This window comes from Herbaspirillum sp. C7C2 (assembly GCF_022627865.1).
In the GTDB taxonomy this organism is placed as follows: Bacteria; Pseudomonadota; Gammaproteobacteria; order Burkholderiales; family Burkholderiaceae_D; genus Herbaspirillum; species Herbaspirillum frisingense.
On record NZ_JABXGI010000007.1, the window covers coordinates 20135 to 42606 of the forward strand.

Annotated in this window: 20 protein-coding genes; 3 read left to right on the plus strand and 17 right to left on the minus strand. The window is 62.1% G+C overall.

What is annotated here, in order from left to right:
• Nucleotides 1-85: 85 nt before the first annotated feature.
• Entirely contained in the window at nt 86-967 is an 882-nt protein-coding gene (locus HWE04_RS12005) for a LysR family transcriptional regulator (protein ID WP_241812544.1), read from the minus strand.
• A 134-nt stretch (nt 968-1101) separates the two neighbouring features.
• Between HWE04_RS12005 and HWE04_RS12010 the strand changes: the two genes are divergently transcribed.
• Together HWE04_RS12010 and HWE04_RS12015 are read left to right on the plus strand one after the other, a co-directional pair.
• Nucleotides 1102-2283, plus strand: a complete 1182-nt coding sequence (locus tag HWE04_RS12010; RefSeq protein WP_241812545.1) for an MFS transporter — start codon at nt 1102-1104, stop codon at nt 2281-2283.
• Nucleotides 2284-2299: 16 nt separating this feature from the next.
• Nucleotides 2300-3385 carry an SDR family oxidoreductase gene (locus HWE04_RS12015; RefSeq protein ID WP_241812546.1) on the plus strand — a complete coding sequence of 362 codons (1086 nt, stop codon included), beginning with the start codon at nt 2300-2302 and terminating at the stop codon, nt 3383-3385.
• A 112-nt stretch (nt 3386-3497) separates the two neighbouring features.
• Here HWE04_RS12015 and HWE04_RS12020 read toward each other — a convergent pair whose 3' ends face one another.
• From HWE04_RS12020 to ndk, 15 genes are all read right to left on the minus strand, one after another.
• The gene (locus HWE04_RS12020; protein ID WP_077235649.1) at nt 3498-4028 is read right to left on the minus strand and encodes a phosphoribosyltransferase; all 531 of its coding nucleotides are present in this window, start codon (nt 4026-4028) and stop codon (nt 3498-3500) included.
• 50 nt (nt 4029-4078) lie between these two features.
• A complete protein-coding gene (locus HWE04_RS12025) occupies nt 4079-5392 on the minus strand; it encodes an adenylosuccinate synthase (protein WP_006463316.1) in 1314 nt (437 codons plus the stop codon).
• Nucleotides 5393-5395: 3 nt separating this feature from the next.
• On the minus strand, nt 5396-6556 hold the full coding sequence (locus HWE04_RS12030) for an ATP phosphoribosyltransferase regulatory subunit (RefSeq protein WP_241812547.1): 1161 nt from the start codon (nt 6554-6556) through the stop codon (nt 5396-5398).
• Nucleotides 6557-6848: 292 nt separating this feature from the next.
• Complete coding sequence (hflC, locus tag HWE04_RS12035; protein WP_006463314.1) at nt 6849-7742, minus strand: protease modulator HflC; 894 nt, start codon at nt 7740-7742, stop codon at nt 6849-6851.
• Nucleotides 7742-9100: an FtsH protease activity modulator HflK gene (gene hflK, locus HWE04_RS12040; protein ID WP_039875267.1), complete on the minus strand. Its 1359-nt coding sequence runs from the start codon at nt 9098-9100 to the stop codon at nt 7742-7744. Before hflK ends, hflC begins: the two co-directional genes overlap by 1 nt.
• A gap of 89 nt (nt 9101-9189) precedes the next feature.
• A complete protein-coding gene (hflX, locus tag HWE04_RS12045) occupies nt 9190-10314 on the minus strand; it encodes a GTPase HflX (RefSeq protein ID WP_006463312.1) in 1125 nt (374 codons plus the stop codon).
• 39 nt (nt 10315-10353) lie between these two features.
• Nucleotides 10354-10593 carry an RNA chaperone Hfq gene (hfq, locus tag HWE04_RS12050; RefSeq protein ID WP_006463311.1) on the minus strand — a complete coding sequence of 80 codons (240 nt, stop codon included), beginning with the start codon at nt 10591-10593 and terminating at the stop codon, nt 10354-10356.
• A gap of 139 nt (nt 10594-10732) precedes the next feature.
• Nucleotides 10733-12076, minus strand: coding sequence for a ribosome biogenesis GTPase Der (gene der, locus HWE04_RS12055; protein WP_006463310.1), 1344 nt, complete (start codon nt 12074-12076; stop codon nt 10733-10735).
• 27 nt (nt 12077-12103) lie between these two features.
• A complete protein-coding gene (gene bamB / locus HWE04_RS12060) occupies nt 12104-13303 on the minus strand; it encodes an outer membrane protein assembly factor BamB (protein WP_077235653.1) in 1200 nt (399 codons plus the stop codon).
• A 136-nt stretch (nt 13304-13439) separates the two neighbouring features.
• A complete protein-coding gene (locus tag HWE04_RS12065; RefSeq protein ID WP_182992338.1) occupies nt 13440-14084 on the minus strand; it encodes a YfgM family protein in 645 nt (214 codons plus the stop codon).
• Nucleotides 14085-14127: 43 nt separating this feature from the next.
• A complete protein-coding gene (hisS, locus tag HWE04_RS12070; protein ID WP_077235655.1) occupies nt 14128-15483 on the minus strand; it encodes a histidine--tRNA ligase in 1356 nt (451 codons plus the stop codon).
• 163 nt (nt 15484-15646) lie between these two features.
• Nucleotides 15647-16909 carry a flavodoxin-dependent (E)-4-hydroxy-3-methylbut-2-enyl-diphosphate synthase gene (gene ispG / locus HWE04_RS12075; RefSeq protein WP_241812548.1) on the minus strand — a complete coding sequence of 421 codons (1263 nt, stop codon included), beginning with the start codon at nt 16907-16909 and terminating at the stop codon, nt 15647-15649.
• 14 nt (nt 16910-16923) lie between these two features.
• On the minus strand, nt 16924-18018 hold the full coding sequence (locus tag HWE04_RS12080; RefSeq protein WP_241812549.1) for a helix-turn-helix domain-containing protein: 1095 nt from the start codon (nt 18016-18018) through the stop codon (nt 16924-16926).
• A 300-nt stretch (nt 18019-18318) separates the two neighbouring features.
• Entirely contained in the window at nt 18319-19491 is a 1173-nt protein-coding gene (gene rlmN, locus HWE04_RS12085; RefSeq protein WP_039875259.1) for a 23S rRNA (adenine(2503)-C(2))-methyltransferase RlmN, read from the minus strand.
• A gap of 96 nt (nt 19492-19587) precedes the next feature.
• Nucleotides 19588-20013 (minus strand): nucleoside-diphosphate kinase, encoded by a 426-nt coding sequence (gene ndk / locus HWE04_RS12090; protein ID WP_077235657.1) that lies wholly within the window; start codon nt 20011-20013, stop codon nt 19588-19590.
• A gap of 279 nt (nt 20014-20292) precedes the next feature.
• Between ndk and HWE04_RS12095 the strand changes: the two genes are divergently transcribed.
• Nucleotides 20293-20982 carry a Bax inhibitor-1/YccA family protein gene (locus HWE04_RS12095; protein ID WP_077235658.1) on the plus strand — a complete coding sequence of 230 codons (690 nt, stop codon included), beginning with the start codon at nt 20293-20295 and terminating at the stop codon, nt 20980-20982.
• Nucleotides 20983-21069: 87 nt separating this feature from the next.
• On the opposite strand, the gene rlmD is transcribed toward HWE04_RS12095, so the two are convergent.
• On the minus strand, nt 21070-22431 hold the full coding sequence (gene rlmD / locus HWE04_RS12100; RefSeq protein ID WP_006463301.1) for a 23S rRNA (uracil(1939)-C(5))-methyltransferase RlmD: 1362 nt from the start codon (nt 22429-22431) through the stop codon (nt 21070-21072).
• Nucleotides 22432-22472: the final 41 nt, after the last annotated feature.

The following is a 22472-nucleotide window of genomic DNA, read 5'->3' on the forward strand; positions in this document are numbered from 1 at the left end:
AGTTCGTGTGATGGCGGCCACAGGTCGTTTCCCCCTTGCGGCAATGTTGGCGCTCAGACTTGGTTTAAGGCAAAACGTTTCCGATTTAAAGCTTGCACTGCAAAAAATCGAGGAAGCAGCTGATGCGGCGCGACAGCTGGGTGTTGTGATAGTAGACCGCTGAAATCTTCTGGCGGAAGCCACTATCGTTCTGCGCCAACAGGCGCACCAGCCGTCCTGCCGCGATATCGTCGTCGGTCATGAAACTGGAGAGGCAGGCGATGCCCTGCCCCGTCAGCGCCAGCTGGCGGATGGTCTCGCCGCTGGAAGCGCGCAAGGCCGGCCGGGTCTGGTAGCGGTCGCCGGCGCTGTGGCGCAGGGGCCAATGATTGAGGATGTCCGGTTGCGAAAAGCCGATCAGCTGGTGCTGCTCCAGCGCCTCCACCGAGGCCGGCGCGGGGTGCCGCGCCAGATAGGCGGGGCTGGCGACGATGTTGAGCCGCGCCGAACTGAGGGGACGGGCATGCAGGGTGGAGTCCTGCAGCTCGCCGATGCGGATGGCGATGTCGGCACGCTGCTCCACCAGGTCGATGAAGCGGTCATTGGTGGTGAGCTCCAGTTCGATGTCCGGATAGGCCTCGCGAAACGCACCGACATGCGGAACGATACAGTGCAGCATGAAAGGGACGGCTGCGTCCACACGCAGCTTGCCGACCGGCTTGCGGGTGCGCATGCGCACCGTTTCTTCAGCCTGCTCCATGGCTGCGAGGATGGCCCGGGCCTGTTCCAGGAAGGCCCCGCCCTCTTCGGTCAGCTCCATGCGGCGGGTAGTGCGGGTCAGCAGGCTGGCGCCCAGTTTTTCTTCCAGCCGCGATAGCGCGCGGCTCACGCCGGAGGTGGTCTGCTCCAGCACTTCGGCCGCCGCCGACAGGGTGCCGGCCTCGACCACGGCGACGAAGGTGCGCAATTCCTCGGACTGGATATTCATTGTTGACTCCGGATCAAATATTCTTTGATTGTAACGGCATTTTTCTCAACAAAGACTGCGCGCACAATCCTTCACATCGCTGGCAATCCAACTGGAGAAGCCGGCCTACTCCACACCACAACAAGAGGATTGCCATGCCAATTGCACTTTGGGCGCTGACCATCAGCGCATTCGCCATCGGGACTACCGAGTTCGTCATCATGGGGCTGCTGCCGGAAGTGGCCTCCAACCTGGGCGTGAGCCTGTCCTCGGCCGGTCTGCTGGTGACCGGCTATGCGCTGGGCGTGTTCGTGGGCGCACCGCTGGTGACTGCCACCACCGGCCGCCTGCCGCGCAAGACGCTGCTGATTGCCCTGATGGTGGTCTTCGTCATCGGCAACCTGGCCTGTGCCATTGCGCCGGGTTATGCCACGCTGATGCTGGGCCGGGTGGTGGCATCCTTTGCCCACGGCGCGTTCTTCGGGGTCGGCTCGGTGGTGGCCACCAGCCTGGTCCCCAAGGAAAAGCAGGCCTCTGCCATCGCGCTGATGTTCACCGGCCTGACGGTGGCCAATGTGCTGGGCGTGCCTTTCGGCACCTGGCTGGGCCAGAGCTACGGCTGGCGCGCCACCTTCTGGGCAGTGACCGTGATCGGGGTGATCGCCCTGGCCGCCACCGCCGTGCTGGTACCGCGTTCGCAAGGCGGTGAAGAGGCTGACTTCGGCAAGGAAGTGCGCGTACTGATGCGCCCGCAGGTGATGCTGGGCCTGCTGATGACGGTGCTGGGCTTCGGTGGCGTGTTCGCGGCCTTCACCTATATCGCCCCGATCTTGACCGATATCAGCGGCTTCCCGGCGTCTGCCGTGTCGCCCATCCTGCTGCTGTTCGGCCTGGGGCTGGTGATCGGCAACCTGGCCGGTGGCAAGCTGGCCGACAAGCGCCTGATGGCCACGCTGCTGGGCAGCCTGGTACTGCTGGCGGTAGTGCTGGTGCTGTTCGGCCTGACCAATGGCAACAAGATCGCAGCCATCGTCGGCGTCGGCCTGATGGGCATGGCGGCCTTCGCTACCGTGCCGCCGCTGCAGATGCGGGTGCTGGAAAAGGCCACCGGCGCGCCCAACCTGGCCTCCTCGGCCAATATCGCTGCCTTCAACCTGGGCAATGCAGCCGGGGCCTGGCTGGGCGGCGTGACCATCGACCATGGCCCGGGCCTGCATGCCGTTCCCTATGTGGCCGCCCTGCTGCCGCTGGCGGGCATCGCGGTGGCCCTGCTGAGCTGGAAGATGGATGGCAAGCCGGTGCATTCGCCCGCCAGCCAGCGTACCGAAACCTGCTGAACTGATGGAGGCCCGCATGTCCCCGAACGCAACCCCACGCAAGACCGCCCTGGTGGTCGGCGCCCACGGCGTGATCGGCAGTCAGCTGATCACCCACCTGCTGTCCCTGCCGCAATGGGAGGTGATCGGCCTGTCGCGTCGTGGCGGCGAAAGCCGCAAGCAGGATCGCCTGCGCCACGTCGCCGTCGATCTGCTCGATGCCAGTGACACCGAGCGCCAGCTGGCGCCGCTGGAACAGGTCAGTCATGTGTTCTACGCCGCCTACCAGCATCGTCCCAGCTGGGCCGAACTAGTGGCGCCCAACCTGGCCATGCTGCAGAACACGGTGGAGGCGGTGGAGAAGCACGCGCCAGGGCTGCAGCACGTGAGCCTGATGCAGGGCTACAAGGTGTATGGCGGCCATCTGGGTCCCTTCAAGACACCGGCACGCGAAAGTGACGCGCAGTTCATGCCGCCCGAATTCATGTTCGACCAGCAGCGCTGGCTGGAACAGCGGCGCATCGATTCCGGCCGCTGCTGGAGCTGGTCGGCGCCACGCCCGGCGGTGGTGGGTGGCGCCGCACTGGGTAATCCCATGAACCTGGCGCTGGCCATTGCGCTGTATGCCTGCATGTCCAAGGCGATGGGCTTGCCGCTGCGATTTCCCGGCAAGCCCGGAGCCTATGACAGGCTGCTGGAGATGACCGATGCCGGCCTGCTGGCCAAGGGCACGGTCTGGGCGGCCACCCACGAGGCGGCGGCCAACCATGCTTTCAATATCGGCAATGGCGACCTGTTCCGCTGGAGCGAGATGTGGCCCAGGATCGCGCAGTATTTCGGCATGGAAGTGGGGCCGCCGCTGCCGCTGAAACTGGCCGAGGTGATGGCGGACAAGGCGCCCTTGTGGGAAAGTATCGTCACCGCGCACGGACTGAAAGCGCATCCTTATGCTTCACTGTCGGCCTGGGAATTTGCCGATTTCGTGTTCTCCTGGGATTACGACATGTTCGGCGATGGCAGCAAGGCGCGCCGGCTGGGTTTCCATGAATACGTGGAGACGGAGCAGATGTTCTACCGGCTCTTCGATACCTTCAAGGAGCAGAAGGTCATTCCCTGGTCCTGATGGTCCCGATCCGCGCATCAGACAAGTACGACGGATCCATACGACGGACAAAAAAAGAGCTTGCCACGGCAAGCTCTTTTCACATCTGAAGCATCGTTGGTGAAGACGATACTCAGGCGCCCTTCTTGATCCAGGCCGCCAGCTGGTGCGGGCCCAGACCGTCGTACTCTTCGAAGGGCTGGTGGATCCACGGATTGGTGGGCAGGTAGTCGATGTGGAAATCGGGTTCCACGACCGAGCAGGCCTTCCACCACAACACGGCACTCTTGATCTCGGTGACGGCCGGGTAGTGCTCCTTCAGGTGCAGCATCACCTTTTGCAGGGTGACGCCGGAATCGACCAGGTCGTCCACCAGTAGGATGCGGCCACCCAGGGTTCCCTTGGTGATGGTGATGTACTTGGCGATGTCCAGCGAGCTGCGGATGGTGCCGGCGGCTTCGCGGTAGGAGCTGGTCGAGAGGATGGCCAGCGGGACATCGAAAATGCGGGACATCACGTCACCCGGGCGCAGGCCGCCACGCGCCAGGCACAGCACCTGGTCAAACTGGTAGCCGGATTCATAGACCTTCAGCGCCAGTCGTTCGATCAGGCGGTTGTAGTCGTCCCAGGAGACCCAGAGGTCTTTATCGTCAGAGATCTTCATATTATTGATTGCTTCGTGTTGCTTTGTTACGTGTTACGGCGATGGCCTGATTACTTGAACGGGTGACGCAGGACGATGGTCTCTTCGCGGTCGGGACCGGTGGAGATCATGTCGATGGGCACGCCCACCAGTTCCTCGATGCGCTTGATGTAGGCACGGGCATTGGCCGGCAGTGCATCCAGCGACTTGGCGCCGACGGTGGTCTCGGACCAGCCCGGCATCTCTTCGTAGATCGGTTCGCAGGCTGCGGCTTCTTCGGCGCCGACCGGGAAGATGTCGACGGTCTTGCCGTTCAACTTGTAGCCGGTGCACAGCTTCAGCGATTCCAGGCCGTCCAGCACGTCCAGCTTGGTCAGGCACATGCCGGAGACACCGTTGATCTGTACCGAGCGCTTCAGCAGCGCGGCATCGAACCAGCCGCAACGGCGGGCACGGCCAGTAACGGTACCGAATTCATGGCCGACCGAGGCCAGGTGCTTGCCGGTGCCGACATCAGTGGGCAGTTCGGCCGGGAACGGGCCGGAACCGACACGGGTGGTGTAGGCCTTGGTGATGCCCATGATGTAGTGCAGCATGCCCGGGCCCACGCCCGCACCGGCGGCGGCATTGCCGGCCACGCAGTTGCTGGAGGTGACGAACGGGTAGGTGCCGTGGTCCACGTCCAGCAGGCTGCCTTGCGCGCCTTCGAACAGGATCTTGCCGCCGGCCTGATGGATGGCGTACAGGTCGCTGGAGACGTCGGTGACCATGGGCTTGATACGCGGCACGTTGGCCAGGGCTTCGTCCAGGGTCTTCTGGAAGTCCACCGGCTGGGTCTTCAGGTAGTGGGTCAGGACGAAGTTGTGGTAGTCCAGGTTGGCCAGCAGCTTCTCGGCAAAGCGCTTTTCGTTGAGCAGGTCGGCCACGCGGATGGCGCGACGGGCCACCTTGTCTTCATAGGCCGGGCCGATGCCCTTGCCGGTGGTGCCGATCTTGGCATCGCCACGGGCGGCTTCGCGGGCCACGTCGAGGGCCACGTGATAGGGCAGGATCAGGGGACAGGCGTCCGACACCTTCAGGCGCGAGCACACTTCCACGCCGGCGGCTTCGAGCTTGTCGATCTCGCGCAGCAGGTCGGGCACCGACAGCACCACGCCATTGCCGATGTAGCAGGCCACGCCTTCGCGCATGATGCCCGAGGGAATCAGTTGCAGCGCAGTCTTCTTGCCACCGATGACCAGCGTGTGGCCGGCATTGTGGCCGCCCTGGAAACGCACCACGCCTTGCGCGTGATCGGTCAGCCAATCGACGATCTTGCCCTTACCTTCGTCGCCCCATTGCGTACCGATGACGACGACATTCTTTGCATTGCTGTTCTGTAACATGACTCAACCCAAGTTTTTGATAATCCAGTTTCCATTGCTGAATTCGAGTGCACGGTCGCAATCGAATTCGTCCTGATCGTGTTCGTGGCCGGGAAGGCTTTGGATCACGATCTCTCCCGCTTGCCGCAATTGCGCTATTTTCTCACGCAGACCGGCGTCCCTGCCCCAAGGGGCAAGGATGGCGCGTTTTCGTTCTGCGCCTGGCATCAGTCGTGCCAGTTCACGCAGGTCCAGGGAGAAGCCGGTGGCCGGCCGCGCACGGCCGAAGGCTTCACCCACATGGTCGTAGCGGCCGCCGCGCACCACCGCATTGGGCAGGCCCGGCACATAGGCGGAGAACATCACGCCGCTGTGGTAATGATAACCGCGCAGGTCGGCCAGATCGATGGTGACGGCCGCACCTTCATGGCCGGCGGCCAGTTCCACCAGGGCCTGCAGCTCGTCCAGCGCCTGGCCGATGCCGGGCAGCGCCGGCAGGGTGATGCGGGCGCGGGCGATGACGGAGATGTCGCCGTACAGGTTGGGCAGGGCCAGCAACGCGGCACGGGTGCCTTCCTGGAAGCCGGCGGTGATTTCCTGCAGGCCAGGCACGTCCTTGGCCTGCAGCAGGCCGAACAGGTTGGCTTCCTGACGCTTGGCGGCGGGGTCATTGGCGATGATGGCGCGCAATACGCCCACGTGGCACAGGTCCAGGCGGATGGTGCGCATGCCGGCCAGGGCCAGCGAATTCAAGGCCAGTTCCTGGATTTCGGCATCGGCTTCGATGCCGGCATGACCGTAAATCTCGGCGCCGATCTGGATCGGTTCGCGCGTAGCATGCAGGCCGGTCGGGCGGGTATGCAGGACGCTGCCGGCATAGCACAGGCGGGTCACGGAAGCGCGATTGAGCAGGTGGGCGTCGATACGCGCCACCTGGGTAGTCATGTCGGCGCGCACGCCGAGGGTACGACCGGAGAGCTGGTCGACCAGCTTGAAGGTGCGCAGGTCGGTGTCCTGGCCGGCCCCGGTGAGCAGGGATTCAAGGTACTCCAGCAGCGGCGGCATGACCATTTCGTAGCCATAGAGGCGGAAATTGTCGAGCAGGCGGCGACGCAGTTCCTCGATCTTGCGCGCTTCGGAGGGCAAGACATCGGCGATGTTTTCGGGAAGAAGCCAGTTAGGCATAAACAAAAGTCAAAGCTAAAAAAACGGATACGTGGACCGGCGATGTGCATTGCGACGGCCATCATGGCAATGGCCACCACGGCAATAACAAGCGGCCAGACGAAAAACCGGGGCGGTACAGGAAAAGCTGCCGCCCCTCTTCTTGCATCCCGGGAAAATTGCATCCCGGAACATTGTGTCCGACCAAAAAAGGAAAGATGCCCTCTACCAGCGGCATCCATCCTGTTCGCCCTGCCCGCTTCACTCGGAGGCGGCGCAGGAAGCTTCACATTATCGCCTGTTCGGCGGATTTTTACTTCTTTGCAGCGCTGGTGGTGTTGCCACCCACACCCTTGAAGTATTTGAAGAACTCCGAGCTCGGGTCTACCACCATCAGATCGTGACGGTTCTTGAAGCTGGCGCGGTAAGCCTCCAGGCTGCGATAGAACTTGTAGAAATCGGCATTCTGGCTGAAAGCCTGGGCATAGATCTGGGAGGCCTTGGCGTCGCCGGCACCGCGAATCTTTTCGGATTCACGATAGGCTTCGGCCAGGATCACCACGCGCTGGCGGTCGGCATCGGCGCGGATCTTTTCCGATTCGGCTGCACCGGTGGAACGCAGTTCGTTGGCTACGCGCACGCGTTCGGACTTCATGCGCTCGAACACCGAGGCGTTGATCTGGTCCACGTAGTCCACGCGACGCAGACGCACATCGATGACTTCCACGCCGATCTGCTTGGCCTCGTTGGCCACGCGGGCCTGGATGGCATCCATGACGTTGTTGCGCTGGCTGGAGATGACTTCGCGCACGGTGCGCTTGGTGATTTCATCGTTCAGCGCGGCCTTGACGATCTGCGACAGGCGGTCCTGGGTGCGACGCTCGTCAGCGCCGAAGCTGACGAAGTACAGGCGCGGATCGACGATGCGCCACTTGACGTAGGCATCGACCAGCACGTTCATCTTTTCAGCCGTGATGAAACGGTCGGCGTCCGGGGTATCCAGGGTCTGGATGCGCTTGTCCAGGTACATCACGTTCTGGAACGGCGGCGGCAGCTTGAAGTGCAGGCCAGGCTCGTTGATGACCTGCTTGACTTCGCCCAGGGCGAAGACGATGGCCGAAGAACGCTGGTCCACCACGAAGATGGTGGAAGAGGCCAGCCAGATCGCGACGACGGCGACGATGACGGAAGTGACGAGGCGGCCCATCAGCGCACCTCCCTTTCACGCGACTCACGGGGATCGCGGTTTCTGGTATCACGCATCAGCTCGGAAGAATACACAGTGTCGTTTCCTGCAGTCGAATTGGAGGACGCTGCGCCCAGCGACGGTTGGCTGGCCGCGGGCGCCTGCTGCTTGCCGGCGGCCGGAGCCGCGTCGCTGCCGCTTTGCTGGATCAGCTTGTCCAGCGGCAGGTACAGAAGATTGCTGCCTGATTTGGCGTCGACCATGACCTTGGTGGTATTGGCGAAGATCTGCTGCATGGTCTCGATGTACATGCGGTCGCGGGTGACGGCCGGGGCCTTGGCATAGGCTTCCTGCACCTGGGTGAAGCGCGAGGCATCACCTTCGGCATTGGCCACCACGCGGGAGCGGTAGGCTTCAGCTTCTTCCAGCAGACGCGAGGCGGCACCGGAGGCGCGCGGGATCACGTCGTTGGCATAGGCCTGGCCTTCGTTCTTGAGGCGCTCACGGTCCTGACCGGCCTTGACGGCGTCGTCGAAGGCAGCCTGTACCTGTTCGGGCGGTTGCACGCCTTGCATGGTGACGTTGGTGATCTGCACACCGGACTTGTAGCGATCCAGGATCTGCTGCATGCGCTGGCTCACGTCCAGCGCGACCTTTTCACGGCCTTCGTAGAGGACGAAATCCATCTTGCTGCGACCGACGATTTCGCGGATGGCGGTTTCAGCGACCTGGCGCACGGAATCGTCCGGATCGCGGTTGTTGAACAGCCATTCGGCGGCATTCTTGAGCTTGTACTGGACGGCGAACTGGATGTCGATGATGTTTTCATCATCGGTGAGCATCAGGGATTCTTTCAGCTGCTTGTTGCGCACGCTGCCGCGGTAGCCGATCTCGGCGGTACGCACCTGGGACATGTTGACGATTTCATGGCCCTGGATGGGGTAAGGCCAGCGCCAGTTGAAGCCCGGCAGCGTGGTGTGGCTGTAGCGGCCGAAGGTGGTGACCACGGCGGTCTGGCCTTCCTGCACGATGAAGAAGCCACTGGCCAGCCAGAGGAAGGCGACGATGACGGCGATGACGCCCACACCGATGCCGGCGCCCTTGACGTCGCCGCGATTGAAGCCGCCGCCACCGTTACCGCCATCGGAGCCACCACCACCCTTGCGGCCGAGCAGGCCGGCGACGCGCTGGTTGAAGTCGCGCCAGAGCTGGTCGAGGTCGGGCGGACCGTCGTTGTTGCCGGACGGTTTTTCGGGCCGTTTGTCGCCGTTACTTCCGTTATTCTGATTCTCGCGGTTGTCGTTTTGCGAACCACGTCCCCATTGGGGGTCGTTCAACGAAAACTTGACACCGATTTTCCTGAATAAAGACACAAGCATGCGTTTGCGATCCGTCTGAAGTGATGGATTAAGAGAATCAAGGAGGAATGCGCGCCGGGAACGTGCGAAAGGCCGTCCCCTCGAACGGCTCAGGCGTGCATGTCTACGGAATCGACTGGCGTGGAACGGCTGCGACCCCTGGCCTCCAAGGCGGCCTTGAGCGAAGCGGCGATCGCTTCGCGCAGCAGATCCAGGCCAGCACCAGACTTGGCACTGACGAAAACCCGCTGGATTTTACCATACTCGTCATACTCGACCGCCGGTTCCAGGCCGGCAGCGTCGATCTTGTTCCAGACCAGGATCTGGGGCACGTGGTCAGCGCCGATTTCCTTCAAGACCAGGTTGACCTCGTCGATCTGCTCCATCCGCACCGGGCTGGCGGCATCCACGACGTGCAGCAGCAGGTCGGCATGGATGGTTTCTTCCAGCGTGGCACGGAAGGCTTCCACCAGTTGGTGCGGCAGTTCGCGGATGAAGCCGACGGTGTCGGAAATGACCACGTGTCCCACCTCGCCCAGGTAGACGCGACGTGAGGTCGTGTCCAGCGTGGCAAAAAGCTGGTTGGCGGCATACACGCCCGCCTTGGCCATGGCATTGAAGATGGTCGACTTGCCGGCGTTGGTATAACCCACCAGCGAGACCGAGAAGGTTTCGCTGCGCCCACGCGCACGACGCTGGGTGGCATGCTGCCGACGCAGCTTGGCCAGCACGGCGCGCAGCGCCTTGACGCGCTCGCCCAGGAGGCGGCGGTCGGTTTCCAGCTGGGTTTCACCGGGACCGCGCAGGCCGATACCGCCCTTTTGCCGTTCCAGGTGGGTCCAGCCGCGAATGAGACGGGTCGAGAGATGCTGTAGCTGGGCCAGTTCGACCTGCACCTTGCCCTCGTGGCTCTTGGCGCGCTGCGCAAAGATATCAAGGATCAGGCTGGTACGGTCGAGCACACGGACCTTGAGCACCCGCTCCAGGTTGCGTTGCTGGGCCGGTGACAGGGCATGGTTGAAGATGACCAGTTCGAGCTGGAGGTCGGCGACGGCGTCGGCGATTTCCTGTGCCTTGCCGGTACCAACGAAGAGAGCGGCATCCGGGCTGGCGCGACGACCGGTGATGGTGATCACCGGTTCTGCACCAGCCGATTTGGCCAAAAGGAAGAGCTCATCCAGACTTGCGGCGAAGTCGTTCTTGCCGAAGTCCAAGCCGACTAACGCGGCACGCATGTCAGAATGCCCACGGCGTCAAGCCGGCCAGGTAGACCATTATTCGTCGGACGAGGATTCGAGACTGAGGTTGACCGCACGTGCAGGCACGACGGTGGAGATGGCGTGTTTGTAAACCATTTGCGTAACGGTGTTGCGCAGCAGGACCACGTATTGATCGAAAGATTCCACATGGCCTTGCAGCTTGATGCCGTTGACCAGATAGATAGAGACGGGAACGTGCTCTTTTCTCAATGCGTTCAGGAATGGGTCTTGTAACAATTGCCCTTTGTTGCTCATGGCAGCTCCACGGTGTTGTTGTGATTAGGACTTGGAGGCACTTCAAAGAATATCAAGTGCTTTACCAACTTTATGCTATTCAATTTAAACGATTTTCGCTCCAACGCCAAAAACATTGATCGAATAGCAGGTTTACGATTTATTTTTCCTGCCGGATGAAAGGATTCTTGCCCGACTTGAACTCGATACGCAGTGGAGTGCCCACCAGAGAGAAAGTTTCCCGGAAGTGCTTTTCCAGATATCTCTTATAGTTGTCGTCGATGGCTTCCAGGGCATTGCCGTGGATCACCACCACCGGCGGGTTCTGACCACCCTGGTGCGCATAGCGCAGCTTGGGACGGATCGAACCCTTGCGACGCGGCTGCTGGTGCTCCAGCGCCTCTTCCAGCGCACGGGTCAGGCGCGGCGTGCTCAGCTTGGCCATGGCGGCGGCGTAGGCCGAATCGATGGATTTCATCAGCGGGCCGATGCCGGTCGACTTCAGCGCCGAGATGAAGTGGAATTTGGCGAAGGACAGGAAATTGAGCTTGCGCTCCAGATCCATCTTGATCTGGTCGCGCTGGTCACTCTGCATGCCATCCCATTTGTTCACCCCGACCACCAGCGCCCTGCCCGACTCCAGCACGAAGCCGGCAATGTGGGCGTCCTGTTCGGAGATGTCCTGCTGGGCGTCCAGCAGCAGCAGCACGACGTTGGCGTCTGAAATCGATTTCAGGGTCTTGACCACCGAAAACTTCTCGATGGCTTCGAACACCTTGCCGCGGCGGCGGATGCCTGCGGTGTCGATCAGGGTGTAGTGACGGCCTTCGCGCTCGAATGGGATCTCGATCGAGTCACGGGTGGTGCCGGGCATGTCGAAGGCGATCACACGCTCTTCGCCCAGCAAGGTATTGACCAGGGTCGACTTGCCGACGTTGGGGCGGCCGACGATGGCGATCTTGGTGCCGCGCACGGCAGCCTCTTCCGGCTCCGGCTCCTGGGCGCGCTGGGCTTCGATCTGGTCCAGTGCTTCCTCCACCAGATCGGCCACGCCGTCACCATGGGCAGCGGAGATCACGTAAGGATCGCCCATGCCCAGTTCGTAGAAATCGGCCGTGACCGAGGTGTACTTCATGCCTTCGGACTTGTTGACCACCAGCATCACCGAACGTCCACATTTGCGCAGGAAGTCGGTGATGGTCTTGTCGTGCGGCGTAAGCCCCTGGCGGCCGTCGACGATGAAGACCACGACATCGGCCTCGACCACGGCCTGCTTGGTCTGCTTGGCCATTTCATACATGATCCCGTCCTTGGCGACGGGTTCGAAGCCACCGGTATCGATCACCAGGAACGGACGTTCGCCGACCCGGCCTTCGCCGTAGTGACGATCGCGCGTCAGGCCGGGCAGGTCCGCCACCAGCGCATCGCGGCTGCGGGTGAGCCTGTTGAACAACGTCGATTTGCCGACGTTGGGACGGCCTACAAGTGCAATTACCGGTTTCATTTCTTTTCTTTAAGGGTCGTTCGTCACTTATTCAGCGACGACGGAGACCACTGTTCCTGATTTGGTTTGGAAAACAACAGACGATCCGGTCGAGACCGGGGGCGCCTGGATTGCGCTTCCGTCGGTGGACAGACGCGCCACGAAGGCACCATCTTCACGCGACAGGAAGTGAATATAGCCCTGGTAGTCAGCCACTGCCACCGCCTTGCCCACGGCGATCGGGGCCGACAGCATGCGATTCTTCAGACGATCGTTACGCCAGATGACGGCACCGGTATCGCGGGCGAATTCGGTGACGGCACCGCCGATATCGGCGGCATAGACATAGGCATCGTCCAGATTGACGCCGACGTCACTGGAGAACTCCTTGATCCAGCGCACATTGCCATTCAACAAGTCGAAGCAACCGATACGGCCCTGGTAGGACGCGGCGCAGATATCACGCGAACCCAGCGCCGGCACACCGGACACATCGGAAATACGCTCCAGCTCGGTGGTGCCGCGCGGATCGCCGACCGGCACTTCCCAGCGCGGACCGCCGTTATTCAGAGCCAGGGCCGACAGACGGCCACCTGGCAGCGCCACGAAGGCAGTCTGCGAACCGATCGCGATGCCCGGCGCATTGCGCAGCGTCAGCGAGGGCACGTTGCGCTGGACCATCCAGCGCTGGCTGCCATTGTCGGCATCATACGCCGTCACGCGGTTGTCGATGCTGCGGATGACCACCAGACCTTCACCCACTGCCGGCGAGGATAGCACCTCGCTGGGCGCCTGGGCGTTCCAGGTAGGCTTGCCGGAAGCAGCATCGAAAGCCTGGATACGGCCCTTCTGGCCCACCACCACCACGGTGCTGCCATCGGTGCCGACACCGGCGGTCAGGTCCATGTCGGTACGGCTGCGCCACAGGGTCTGGCCGTTCTGGGCGTTGATGCGGACCACGCTGCCATCATTGGCAGCGGCAAAGATGCTGCCGGCGGCGTAGGCCGGGCTGAACTGGAAGCTGCCGGATTTGCCCACCGAGACCGACCAGGCGGTCTGTACGCGCAGTTTCTGCGTGAATTCGACCAGCGGTGCCGGCGGATTCGGATCCTTCTTGCTGGAAAACAGCGAGCAGCCGGACAAGGTAACCACGGCTGCAACCGCAGCCAGCTTCAGCACCAGCTTACCGGTGCGAGGGGAACGAGCAAAGGATGTTGCCTGGGCAGCGGTGGCTGTCACACTACGCATATTCTGTTTCCTCTAAGCGATGAATGGATTCGCGGTGGGATTGCGGTTCAATTCCCGGGATGCTCTCCGCAACCCGGGCGGCAGGCACGACGCCCGCCGTGACGGACCTCATGCCGGCGCGATATCAGTCAGCCGATCAGGCCTTGGGCGCTTCGCCGCCGATGGCGTCCAGCTTGATCTGGATGAGCTGGCGACCGGGATCCTTGGCGTCGCTCTTTTCCAGGGCCAGCTTGTAGGCGGTGCGCGCTTCATCGCGCTTGCCCTGGGCCAGCAGCACATCACCCTTGCGGTCGGCGATGGCACCGGCAAACTGGGCCGGATAGTCGCCGGAGAGCAGCTTCAAGGCTTCATCATAGGACTTCGCATCCAGCAGCACGCCAGCCAGACGCACTGCGGCGATAGCTTTGTATTCCTTGCCGCGACCGTGATCGATCACCCATTGCAACTGCTTCTTGGCGGTCTCGATGTCATTGGCATCGAAGGCCGAACGGGCAGCCACCAGGGCGCTCATCTCGGCGTAGGCCGTGCCGCTGAACTTGTCCTGGATGTCGCTGGCAGCGCGCTGCACCTTGGCATTGTCCTTGGCGGCGAACGACTTCTGCTGCTCTTCGTACAACACCGAGGCCTGTCCGGACTGGCGGGCCTGGTAGGTGTTCCAGCCCGTCCAGGCTGCATAGGCGGCCAGTGCGATGATCAGCGCCCAGGTCACCAGGTTGCCGTACTTCGCCCACCAGGCCTTGATGGAATCAAGCTGTTCTTGTTCTTCGAGATCGTATGCCATGTAACTCTGCGATTAGAAAACTGTGTTGACGGATGACGCTTGCTCAGGGGTGGTAGTGCACGTGATCATGATCGTGGTCGTGGTCGCCGACGATCTGCTCCACGATGTAGTCGACCACGGCATCGAATGCCATGTTGCTCTGGTTGGCGCGCCCTTCCTCGGCGTTGCCTTCGCGCATGTGCTTGACGGTGGCAGTGCCTGCCTTGAGCTCGTCCTCGCCGATGATGATGGCGAAGGCGGCGCCGCTGGCGTCGGCGCGCTTCATCTGCGCCTTGAACGAACCACCACCATTGGACGATGCGCAATGTAGCACAACATCGAGCCCGGCAGTCCGCAAACGTTCCGCCAGGACGAAAGATTGCAGCTGGGCATCATCACCCTGGTGAACCAGATAGACATCGCACTGGTTGGGCGCATATTGCTCGCCGTTGGCCTTCATCAGCTCCAGCAGGCGCTCCACGCCCATGGCAAAACCGCAGGCCGGCGTCGGCTTGCCGCCGAACATTTCGATCAGCGGGTCGTAGCGGCCGCCGCCACAGACCGTGCCTTGCGAGCCCAGCTGGTCGGTGACCCACTCGAACACGGTACGGTTGTAGTAGTCCATGCCGCGCACCAGGCGCGGATTGATGGTGAACGGAATGTTGTTGTGGCGCAGGATCTTCTGTACGCCTTCGAAGTGCGCGCGGGACTCCTCGCCCAGGTAGTCGAGCAGCTTGGGGGCGGCGTTGACCATTTCCTGCATGGTCGGATTCTTGGTGTCGAGGATGCGCAGCGGATTGGCGTGCAGGCGGCGCTGGGCGTCGGTGTCCAGCAGGTCCTTGTGCTGCTCGAAATAGGCGATCAGGTCGGCACGGTGCTTGTTGCGCTCTTCGGCGTTGCCGATCGAGTTCAGCTCCAGGCGGATGTCGGACAGGCCGAGGTCATCCCACAGGCGCTGGCACATCATGATCAGTTCGGCATCGATATCCGGGCCGCTGAAGCCGACCGCCTCCGCTCCGACCTGGTGGAACTGGCGATAACGACCGCGCTGCGGACGCTCGTGGCGGAACATGGGGCCGACGTACCACAGGCGCTTTGGGCCGTCATAGGTCAGGTTGTGCTCAAGGGCGGCACGCACCACGCCGGCGGTGTTTTCCGGACGCAGGGTCAGGTTGTCGCCGTTCATGGAGTCGGTGAAGGAATACATTTCCTTCTCGACGATATCGGTCACCTCGCCCAGGCCGCGTGCGAACAGCGCGGTCGGTTCGACGATAGGGGTGCGGATCTGCTGGAAACCATAGCTCTTGAGCACCGATTGCACGGTGTTCTCGAACAGCTCCCACAAGGGCGCATCGGCGGGCAGGATGTCGTTCATCCCTTTGACGCCAACGATTTTTTCGACTTTCTTTTGTTCTGACATACCGAATACCGGAGAGTGTTGTCTTGAAACTTCAATTCTGGAAGCTGTCACCTGTCGCATCATTCATGCGAGCGGTCCAGCGCAAGTGGGCAAGTGTAACGCATGGCCTGCCGCCTCCAGCCACGCTGGGCGGCCCAAGCTGCAGCCCAATCCTGCAGCTCAATCAGGCATGGCTGCCCTGGCCATAGTGTGATTCGACGTATTGCAGCACCACATTCTGGAATTCCTCGGCGATGCGTTCGCCGCGCAGGGTCATCTTCTTTTCCCCATCGATGAACACCGGTGCCGCCGGGGATTCGCCGGTGCCAGGCAGGCTGATGCCGATATTGGCGTGCTTGGACTCACCCGGGCCGTTGACGATGCAACCCATCACGGCCACATTCATGGCTTCCACGCCAGGGTACTTGCCCTTCCACACCGGCATCTGCTCGCGCAGGAAGGTCTGGATCTTGTCTGCCAGGTCCTGGAACACGGTGGAGGTGGTACGACCGCAACCGGGGCAGGCGATCACCATCGGGGTGAACTTGCGCAGGCCCATGGTCTGCAGGATTTCCTGGCCGACCACCACTTCCTTGGTACGGTCGCCGCCCGGTTCGGGGGTGAGCGAAATACGGATGGTGTCGCCGATGCCTTCCTGCAGCAGCACCGACAGCGCGGCAGTGGAGGCCACGATGCCCTTGCTGCCCATGCCGGCCTCGGTCAGACCCAGGTGCAAGGGATAGTCGCAACGGCGTGCCAGTTCGCGATAGACCGCGATCAGGTCCTGCACACCGGAGACCTTGCAGGACAGGATGATCTTGTCGCCGGCCATGCCCAGCTCTTCTGCACGCTGGGCGTTTTCGATGGCCGAGGTGACCAGTGCTTCGTACATCACCGCCTGCGCCGACCAAGGTTCGGCACGCCCGGCGTTCTCATCCATGATGCGCGCCAGCAGCGCCTGGTCCAGGCTGCCCCAGTTGACGCCGATGCGCACCGGCTTGCCATACTTGCAGGCCACTTCGATCATCTGGGCGAACTGGGTGTCGCGCTTGGCACCCTTGCCGACGTTGCCGGGATTGATGCGGTACTTGGAGAGCGCCTGGGCACACTCGGGATAGTCGGTCAACAGGGTGTGGCCGTTGTAGTGGAAATCGCCCACCAGCGGCACATCCACGCCCATGCGGTCGAGTTGCTCGCGAATGGCCGGCACCGCTGCCGCCGCTTCGGGCGTATTGACGGTCAGCCGGACTATTTCGGAACCGGCGCGGGCCAGGTCCTTGATCTGGATCGCCGTCCCGATGGCGTCGGCGGTATCGGTGTTGGTCATGGATTGCACCATCACCGGCGCACCACCGCCGACAACGATCTCCCGCGCACCGTGGCTGATGATCACGCGGCGGCTGTTGCGGCGGGCCAGCGGCCCGGAAGCGATCGGGGAGGAAGACATGATAGGCAGACGGTTCAGTTCAGGTTCAGCCGTGCGACGTTGCTGCCGCCCGGGGATTTCAGGTTCAGCGGCTGGCCGCGCAAGGTGGCGTCGACGCCGGAGGCATTGCCGATGATCAGGGTCGTGGCGTCGGAGACGTCGAAGGTTTCGGTGGTGCCAGCCTTGAGCAGGCGCGAAATCACGGTGCTCTTGTCGGCACGACGGATCTCGACCCAGGAGTCCTCGCGGAAGGTCAGACGCAGCAGGTCCTTGCTGTTGACGATGTTCAGGCCACTGGGAACAGTGGTCGCGGCCATCTGGGCAGACGACGAGGGCGATGAAGACGATGAAGACGATGAGGACGATGTGGCCGAAGCAGGCGCCGCCGTCACGGTCGAAGCCGGTTGCGCAGCGGCCGGAGTCGCCGCCTCCACAGGAGCAGCGACGGACGCTACCGGAGCGGGCGCGGGCGTTGCGGTGGCAGCAGCCGATGATTCCTTGGCCGCCTCATTTCCGGTCGGCTCGACAATCGTATCGACACGGGCATTGACCGGTGTATCGGAAGAGACGGCTTCAGCGTTCTGCGCCGCTTCCGGGGCCGACGCTTCGCTCTTGTGCGACTTCAACCAGGCCAGTTGCGGCACGGCTGCCCCCAGATCGGTCCAGCGCACCGCAGCCGCACCGGCCAGCAAGGCGACCACGATCACGCCCGCCAGGATGGGCAAGGCCGAGCTATTGCCGCGGGTGCTCATCATCATGGCCGGCAACGGTCCTTCCGAGAAAGGCGTGGACAGCGAATGCTGCGGCACGATGTGATCGCGCTGCGCCACGGCCGACTCCTGCGGCATGGCAGCGGTCAAGGCATTGGCGTCCAGCCCCAGCACCTTGGCATAGCTGCGCACGAAGCCCCGCGCCACGGCCAGGCCAGGCAGGGCGGCGTAATTGTCGGCCTCGATGGCCTGGATCTGGCGCGGCGCCAGCTTGACCAGGCTGGCCACCTGCTCCACCGACCAGCCCTTCTTCTGGCGTGCTGCGGCCAGCATGGCACCCGGCAAGAGGACGGCCTGGGACGATTGACCTGCATCCTGCGGTTGTTGCGACGACATTTCGTTCATTTGTTGATCACTCATCAAATGCTCCACATGGAAAAGCTTTTTTTAACCGGCCCTGGCCGGATTCTTCTGGAGCGTCCCTGCGCGACCCGCGTCGCGCCCCTCCCGGGAATTTCGACCACTTCAGCATGCCCTGCCGCTCAGCGGCAGCACACGCAATCATTTCAACAAGAACACAAAAAGGACGTGCGATGCTTGCGCCCCAGCGCAACATCGACGCCCCTGCAACGGATTCGAAAAAAAGAGGTGCATCTGCCCTCGCCACCACGGCAAGGGCTGGTGATGCGCAACCAGCCAGGGTATCCAGGCCCCTTGCCGTCACCCGGAGATCTCCACGATGCGGCCGAAATCACGGCCGTACTTGTCCTGATACTCCGCCATCTTCTGCATGCGCTCCTGCACCCGGGTGCGGTCCTTGACCTCACCGGCCAACTGCCCGCAGGCAGCGTCGATGTCGTCACCACGCGTCTTGCGGATGGTGGTCACGATACCGGCATCCATCAGGATTTGCGCGAACGCCTTGATGCGGGGATTGTGGGAACGCTTCAGGCCCGACTCGGGGAAGGGATTGAAGGGGATCAGGTTGAACTTGCAGGGGATGGCCGTCTCGCCTTCCTTCACCAGCGCGACCAGTTCGCGGGCATGGGTGTCGGTGTCATTGACGCCATCAAGCATGCAATACTCGAAGGTGATGAAGTCACGCGGCGCGAATTCGAGATAGCGCTTGCATGCCAGCATCAGCTCGCGCAGGGGGTGCTTGCGGTTCAGCGGGATCAGCGAATCGCGCAGCGCGTCGTTGGAGGCATGCAGCGACACCGCCAGCGCCACTGGGCACTCCTGGGACAGCTTGTCGATCATCGGCACCACGCCGCTGGTGGACAAGGTCACGCGACGGCGCGACAGGCCATAGGCATTGTCGTCCAGCATCAGGCGCAAGGCGGTCACGGTCGGCTCGAAGTTGAGCAGCGGCTCGCCCATGCCCATCATCACCACGTTGGTAATCTGGCGCTCGCCCTTGGGACCGCCCTCGATACCCTTGGTCTTGCGTAATTCGAATTCCGCCATCCACAGCTGGCCGATGATCTCGGCAACGGTCAGATTGCGGTTGAAGCCCTGCTTGCCGGTCGAGCAGAAACGGCAATTCACGGCACAGCCCGCCTGCGTGGAAACGCACAGCGTGCCGCGGTTTTCTTCAGGAATGAACACGGTTTCCACCGCATTGCCCTGGCCCACGTCGACCAGCCACTTGCGTGTACCGTCGGTGGAGGTATGGTCACTGATGATGGCCGGCGCACGCACTTCGGCGCGGGTCTTCAATTTGTCGCGCAGCGATTTGGCCAGATCGGTCATCTGATCGAAATCAGACACCCCGAACTGGTGTATCCAACGCTGCAACTGCTTGGCACGAAACGGCTTCTCACCCAACTCGCCGCAGTAGGCGACGAGTTGCGCGGGATCCATATCCAGCAGATTGGTGAGAGCTGTAGTCATGATGCTTGCGGTCGGGACCAGGACGGAAAGACGCGACAGGAATTGCAGCGCCGGTTTCCGCTCCGATCCGGAAGACCGATGGAAAACAGGAACAGATTAACGCGAATAGACGTTCAGCGCCGGGAAGAAATAGGCGATTTCGCCCTTGGCGGTTTCTTCAGCGTCCGAACCGTGCACGGCGTTGGCATCGATGGAGTCGGCGAAGTCGGCGCGGATGGTGCCCTTGTCAGCCTTCTTCGGATCGGTAGCGCCCATCAGGTCGCGGTTCTTCAGGATCGCGCCTTCGCCTTCCAGCACCTGGATCATGACCGGACCGGAAACCATGAAGTCCACCAGATCCTTGAAGAAAGGACGCTCGCGGTGCACGGCGTAGAAGCCTTCCGCCTCGGCGCGCGACAGTTGTGCCATACGGGCAGCGATGACCTTCAGGCCAGCGTTTTCGAAACGGGTGTAGATCTGGCCGATCACGTTCTTGGCGACGGCGTCGGGCTTGATAATCGACAGGGTGCGTTCAATTGCCATGAGAAAAACTCCAATAAAAATAATGGCTTAAAGCCAAGAATTGATAATTCAATGAACCTTGTATTTTAGCATGAAACCATCAGATATCATGTCAATTCACCTCCTTTGAGATGTCTGGCACACATCTTTCACGGCGTGCACTGCAGTGGGGCATTGCTTGTCGGTTCAAGTGGCAGAACAAGTCAGCAAAGTGGGCGCGAACCATGAGGAGGGAAGACTTGTCTTAACAACGAGCCGCCGTGTTATTCTCTGGCTCGCATTCAACGCTTCGGAGGACACATGAACCAACTGGACACGACCTTCGGCCACTCGACCACGAGCCTGGCCACCCGCAACCGCGTGCTGCGCAACACCTACTGGCTGCTGGCGCTGTCGATGATCCCGACCGTGCTGGGCGCTTGGCTGGGCGTGCAGATGCACCTGAACCTCTTTGCCGCCAGCCCGATGATCGGCTTCGTGCTGTTCCTGGCGATCGCCTTCGGCTTCTTCTACGCCATCGAGAAGACCAAGAATTCCGGCTGGGGCGTGGCCTTCTTGCTGGGCTTCACCTTCTTCATGGGCCTGATGCTGTCGCGCCTGATCGAGTTCACGCTGGGCTTTTCCAACGGCGCCGGGCTGATCATGACCGCCTTCGGCGGCACCGCGATCATCTTCTGCGGCATGGCCACCATCGCCACCGTTTCCAAGCGTGATTTCTCGGGCCTGGGGAAATTCCTGTTCGCGGGCGTGCTGGTGATCCTGGTCGCCTCGCTGGCCAACATGTTCCTGCACTTGCCAGCGCTGCAACTGACCATTTCGGTGGTGGCCATCGCCATCTTCTCGGCCTACATCCTGTTTGACGTGCAACAGGTGGTCAACGGCGGCGAAACCAATTACATCTCCGCCACGCTGGCGATCTACCTGGACGTGTACAACGTCTTCGCCAACCTGCTGTCGATCCTGGGTATCGTGGGCGGTAACCGCGACTGACAAACGATGCCTCTTGCATCCTGAGCAACAAAAAAGCCGGCGCAAGCCGGCTTTTTCATTGGTACGCCGGATCAACCGACCCCGGCCTTACTCCGGCAGGTCGAACACCGCGATCGACTCGACGTGGGCGGTATGCGGGAACATGTTCACCACGCCCGCATACTTGAGTGAATAACCGCCGAGATGGACCAGCATTCCGGCATCGCGCGCAAGGGTAGCGGGATTGCAGGAGACATAGACGATACGCTTGGGCTTGAGGTGCTGTTGCTCCGGCGGCAACTCCACCAGGGCCTTGCAGACTTCCATGGCACCTTCTCGCGGCGGGTCGATCAGCATGCGGTCGAACTTGCCCAGGGCCACGAAATCCTCGGGCTTGGCCTCGAAGAGATTGCGGCAGTAGAAGCTGGTCTTGGCATCCACACCATTGACCTTGGCATTGTCCAGGGCGCGCTCGGTCAAGGCCGTGCTGCCCTCGATACCCACCACCTCACGCGCCAGCGTGGCGATCGGCAGCGTGAAGTTGCCCAGCCCACAGAACAGGTCGGCCACGCGGTCTTGCGGCTGTACATCCAGCAGGCGCAGCGCACGCGCCACCAGCACGCGGTTGATCTGATGGTTGACCTGGGTGAAATCGGTAGGCTTGAAGGGCATGCGGATGCCGAATTCCGGCAGCGTGTACTGCAACTTCGACTGGGCCGGGTAGTACGGCGCGGCCGTGTCCGGCCCCTTGGTCTGCAACCACCATTCGATCCGGTACTGGTCGGCGAAGGCCTTCAGCAAGACCTCGTCGGCCGGGGCCAGGGCCTCCATGATGCGCAACACCAGTACGGTAACCTTGTTGCCATCATCACCCTCGCCCACCGCCAGTTCGATCTGCGGCATCCGGTCGCGGATGGTCAGCGCGGCCACCAGCTCACGCAGCGGCACCAGCATGGCCGAGACATTCGGGGGCAGGATCTCGCAGGTCTTCATATCGGCGATGAAGGAAGAGCGCTTTTCGTGGAAGCCCACCAGCACCCCGCCCTTCTTGGCCACATGGCGCACCGAAATACGGGCGCGGTAACGGTAACCCCAGGTCGGACCATAGATGGGCCGCAACATGACCTCTGCCTTGGTCTTGCCCAGATGCCAGAGATTGTCTTCCAGCACGCGCTGCTTCATGGCAACCTGGGCCGAAGGCTCCAGATGCTGCATGGCGCAGCCACCGCACGTGCCGAAATAGTCGCAGCGCGGCTTGACCCGCAGCGAGGACTCACGGTGCAGCGCGGTCATCTCGCCGGCTTCCCACTTCGGTTTCTTGCGATAGGACTGGAAACTGACCCGCTCGCCGGGCAGCGCACCTTCGACGAAGATGACCTTGCCTTGCGTGCCATCCTCGTTTTCGAGATGACCAACGCCGCGCCCGTCCATATCGAGCGACTTGATTTCAATGATGATGTCTTGTTGCATGAGGGAAACCACTGGGTGGGACCGAAGTCCGCGGCCGAAAA